5 protein-coding genes and 1 riboswitch are annotated in these 4,460 nt (G+C 74.1%); of the genes, 2 read left to right on the top strand and 3 right to left on the bottom strand.

What is annotated here, in order from left to right:
- The 3 genes from CCN42_RS14665 to CCN42_RS14655 all read right to left on the bottom strand — a co-directional run.
- The coding region (locus CCN42_RS14665; RefSeq protein ID WP_211294709.1) for a cobalamin biosynthesis protein at nucleotides 1-277 on the bottom strand (277 nt) is incomplete at its 3' end.
- A gap of 132 nt (nucleotides 278-409) precedes the next feature.
- Nucleotides 410-551, bottom strand: a riboswitch (cobalamin riboswitch).
- 132 nt (nucleotides 552-683) lie between these two features.
- A complete protein-coding gene (locus tag CCN42_RS14660; protein ID WP_043499653.1) occupies nucleotides 684-905 on the bottom strand; it encodes a hypothetical protein in 222 nt (73 codons plus the stop codon).
- Between the two features lie 34 nt (nucleotides 906-939).
- Entirely contained in the window at nucleotides 940-2,199 is a 1,260-nt protein-coding gene (locus tag CCN42_RS14655) for an inorganic phosphate transporter (protein WP_086736028.1), read from the bottom strand.
- A 321-nt stretch (nucleotides 2,200-2,520) separates the two neighbouring features.
- Here CCN42_RS14655 and CCN42_RS14650 point away from each other — a divergent pair, with 321 nt between their 5' ends.
- Together CCN42_RS14650 and CCN42_RS14645 are read left to right on the top strand one after the other, a co-directional pair.
- Complete coding sequence (locus tag CCN42_RS14650; RefSeq protein WP_086736026.1) at nucleotides 2,521-3,246, top strand: class II aldolase/adducin family protein; 726 nt, start codon at nucleotides 2,521-2,523, stop codon at nucleotides 3,244-3,246.
- Between the two features lie 194 nt (nucleotides 3,247-3,440).
- Nucleotides 3,441-4,460, top strand: a 1,020-nt coding sequence (locus CCN42_RS14645; protein WP_107427593.1) for an alpha/beta hydrolase family protein, incomplete at its 3' end; no start/stop codon positions are given.

Here is a 4,460-nt window from a genome sequence, read left to right as displayed (position 1 = left end):
CGACGGCCCAGGTGGCGGCGGCGGTCAGCGCGACGGAGGCGGCGGGGGAGGAGCGTACGACGCGGGAGGCGGCCGCCCCCAGCGCCACGGCGCCACCGGCGCACACGAGGGTGTGCAGCGCGCCCCGGCCCCGGTGGTCGCGGTACAGCACGTGTTCGACGGCGCCCGCGGCTCGCCCGAACGCGGCGACCGGATGCCCGCGGCGCGGATCGCCGAGGAGCAGATCACCGAGAAGTCCGGCGGCGGCGCCGTACGCGAAGACGCGATCGGCACGCATCGGGCTCAGCCGGCCGCGGGAGCGGGCAGGGCCCCGGTACCGCCGGCGGTACCTGTGGCGCTGAACCTCAACCTCGAACGGCGGCAGCCGAGCATCGCGTTATGTCCTCACTCAGGGTGTCCACGCCCTGGTTCGACGAGACCGGCGGTGAGAGTTCCTGGCTCCCGGGGTGGTTCTTCCCCGGTCACAGTGGCGGGACCGCGCCGGATTCGCACCGGGCTTCCTCTCCTGCCGCCGTACATGGCTCCGGCAGTCCACCACGGGGCCGGAACACCCGTCAACTTGCCGTTGACCTGCGAGAGGGGAGTGTGCAGAACCCCACACGCCCCCCCGTGAGCGGGCGCGCGAAGAGGGGCGCGTACGGGATCTCGTCCCGTACGCGCCCCTCGCCCGAGCGGTCCTCCGCTCAGGCCACGATCAGATAGATCCCGTACGCCACCGCCGCCGCACACGCCGCGAAGCACGCGTACGCACCGGTGACCGCGAGGGGTGCCGAGCCGCCCTGCGCCGCCGCGCGCTCGCGGCGGGACAGGCCGGTGATGCCGAGGGTGAACAGGGCCACGAGGGCCACGGTGACCACGAGGCTGACGCCGAAGACGGAGCCGAGGGCCGCCCAGTCGATCTTCATGCTGCTGATTCCTTAGGTACCTGGTGCGCGGGGCTCAGACCGCGGCCTGCGAAGGCGCCGGGTCCGTGCTGGCGGGCGAGGCGGGGGCCGGGATGGTGGCGGCCAGCTCCTCGGCCGCGGCAGCGGTCGGCGGCGGCGTCACGGCGGCCATGGCGGTGGTCACCACGCCGGGCGACTCCTGCTCGGCGGTCTCGTCGACGTCGTTGACGTTGGTGTGGTCGATGACCTCGCGCCGGGAGACCTTCCAGATCGCGAAGCTGGAACCGACGAGGAAGACCGCGACGACCGCGGTGCCCCAGTCGCCGAAGTTGGTCACCCATTCGGCGAGCGCGCCGACCAGCGCGGCGGCCGGCAGGGTCAGGCCCCAGGCGACGAACATGCGGGTCGCGGTGGACCAGCGCACCACACCGCCCTTGCGGCCGAGACCCGCGCCCATCACCGCACCGGAGACCGAGTGCGTGGTGGAGAGGGAGAAGCCGAGGTGGGAGGAGGCCAGGATGACCGTCGCGGCGCTGGTCTGGGCGGCGAAGCCCTGCTGCGGCTGGAGGTCGGTGAGGCCCTTGCCCATGGTGCGGATGATGCGCCAGCCGCCGAGGTAGGTGCCGAGGGCGATGGCGACGCCCGCGGAGAGGATGACCCACGTGGGCGGGTCGGAGTCGGGGGCGAGGGTGCCGCCGGCGACCAGGGCGAGGGTGATGATGCCCATGGTCTTCTGGGCGTCGTTGGTGCCGTGGGCCAGGGAGACCAGGCCCGCGGAGGCGATCTGCCCGGCCCGGTAGCCCTTGGCCGCGGCCTTGCCGTCGGCCTTCTTGCCGAGGGTGTAGGTCAGCCGGGTCGCGATCATCGCGGCGATGCCCGCCACCAGCGGGGCGGCTATCGCCGGGATCAGCACCTTGGTGACCAGCACGTCGCCGTGGACGGCGCCGACGCCCGCGGAGGCGATGGTGGCGCCGATGAGGCCGCCCATGAGGGCGTGCGAGGAGGAGGACGGCAGTCCCACCAGCCAGGTCAGCAGATTCCACAGGATGGCGCCGACCAGCGCCGCGAAGATGACCTCGGGACGTATGCCGCTCTCGTCGACCAGGCCCTTGGAGATGGTGTTGGCGACTTCCACCGAGAGGAAGGCGCCGACGAGGTTGAGGACGGCGGACATGGCCACCGCGACCTTCGGCTTGAGCGCACCGGTCGAGATGGTGGTGGCCATCGCGTTGGCGGTGTCGTGGAAACCGTTCGTGAAATCGAACGCGAGTGCGGTTATCACCACAATCGCGAGGATCAGCGAGATGCCTTCCATTTACCCAGGCAATCGTTCGAGGTCATTGGCTGGTCGAACGTAGGTAACGCAGGTGAACGCAAGGTGAACTGGGAAGGGCATCACGGTGTCACTCGCGCAGGGCCGGGCTTTTCCCGTCGATTCCACGGCGCTCCGGCCCGGTGAGGGCCTTCCGACGGGGACGGCGCAGCCCGCGCGCCGCACCGCCGAAGGCCGTTTCGCGAGACCTCTCGGACCGTCCGCCGACCCGCCGACGAGATACTCGTCACCCGGTGGCGGCCGACCGCCCGTCCCCCCGCCCCGGCGGTTCGCGATCACGGCTTCGCCTGGCAGGATCGCGTCATGGCTGAGCAGCGAGCGGACCGGCGGGACGACGGCCGAGCGGGCCCGCCGGACGGCGCGGACCCGCAGGTGCGCGAGGTGCCCCAGGAGGCGGCCCGGGCCTGGGAGGCCCTGGTCGCGACGGCCCGGCGCACCGTCGCCGCCGGGCTGGTCGTCGGCACCTCCGGCAACGTGTCCGTCCGGATCGGCGACACCGTCCTGGTCACGCCGTCGGGCGTGCCCTACGACCGGCTCACTCCCGCAGACCTCACCGCGGTCGCCCTCGACGGCCGCCAGGTGCGCGGCACCCTCGTCCCGACGAGCGAACTGCCCCTGCACCTCGCCGTCTACCGCCACACCGACGCCCGCGCCGTCGTCCACACCCACGCGGTGCACGCGACGGCCGTCTCGACGCTCGTCCCCGAACTCCCGGTGATCCACTACATGACCGCCGCCCTCGGCGGACCCGTCCGGGTCGCCCCCTACGCGACCTACGGCACCGAGGCCCTCGCCGAGAACATGCTCCGCGCCCTCGACGGCCGCTCCGGCTGCCTGCTCCAGAACCACGGCACGGTCACCTACGGCGCCACCCTCGACCAGGCCTACGACCGCACGGCCCAGCTGGAGTGGATGTGCCGCCTCTGGCTCACCGCGTCCTCCGTGCCCGGCCTGACCCCGTCCCTCCTGTCGACGGACCAGCTGGCGGACGTCACGGAGCGGCTCAAGGGGTACGGGCAGCGCGGCTGACACCGGGAGCCGCGGCCGACCTGGGGTGGCGCGTGTGCCGTTCTCCTCCCCCCGCCCGGCCGCGGGAGCCGCACGCCGCCCGGCCCGGCGGCAGCGGGGAGAGCGCCGCACGCCGCCCCGCCCGGCGGGGAAACCCTCACCCGGAACACGTCCCCCCACTGGCCGCTCGCCGTCCCCGCCCGGACACTGGACCCGTGCGCCCTGTCAAAGCGACGGCCGCTGCCGTCACCGCCATGACCGTCGCCGGTGCCGCCGCGGTGGCCGCCGGCCGGTTCGCCAGCGACGCCGCGCTCAAGGCGCCGCCGGGCCGCCCGCTGCCGACCGAACCCCGGCTCACGGTGCACGCCACGGCCGCGGGCCGCATCACCCTCACCAGGGACCTCGCCTCCCTGCGCCCCGGCACCTACGGCCTCGCCGGAGACGGCGTGCACGCGGTGGTCGGCCCCGTCCTGGACACCGCCCCGCACCCCGTCGACACCGTCGTCCGCCGGCTGCACCGCGTCACCCACGGCACCCTGGAACCCGGCGACAAGGTCTGGCTGACCCCGAACGCCCACATCGGCGACCCGCGCTCCGCGCTCGGCCTCGACCACGCCGACGTGGACGTCCCCGGCGAACTCGGCATCCTTCCCGCCTGGTTCGTCGCCGGCGCCCGGGACACCTGGGTCATCACGGTGCACGGACTCGGCGCCACCCGCGAGCACCCCATGAACCTCATGGAGTTTTTGCACCGCCACCGCTTCCCGGTCCTGGACCCCGCCTACCGCGGCGACCTCGGCGCGCCGCGCCCCGCGGACGGCCTGAACCACTTCGGCGAGAGCGAGTGGCGCGACCTGGAGGCCGCCATCCGCCACGCCGTCCTCCACGGCGCCGAACGCGTCGTCCTGCACGGCTGGTCCACCGGCGCCACCATGGCCCTGCGGGCCGCCGCCCGGTCCGCCGTCCGCGACCGGATCGCCGCGCTGGTGCTGGACTCCCCGGTGCTGCACTGGGAATCCACCCTGCGCGCCCTGGCCGCCGCCCGCCGCACCCCGAGGGCCCTGCTGCCGCTCGCCGTGCGCGCCGCGCAGGGCCGCACCGGCCTGCTCGGCGACCGTGCCGACGAGGCGGCGTTCGCCGATGACCTCACGGTGCCGGTGCTGATCTTCCACGGTCCCGGGGACACGGTCGCGCCCTGGGAGTACTCCCGGCGGCTCGCCGCGCGCCGCCCCGGC

Source organism: Streptomyces glaucescens (assembly GCF_002154375.1).
Lineage (GTDB): Bacteria > Actinomycetota > Actinomycetes > Streptomycetales > Streptomycetaceae > Streptomyces > Streptomyces glaucescens.
This window is presented reverse-complemented; position numbering and strand designations above follow the sequence as displayed.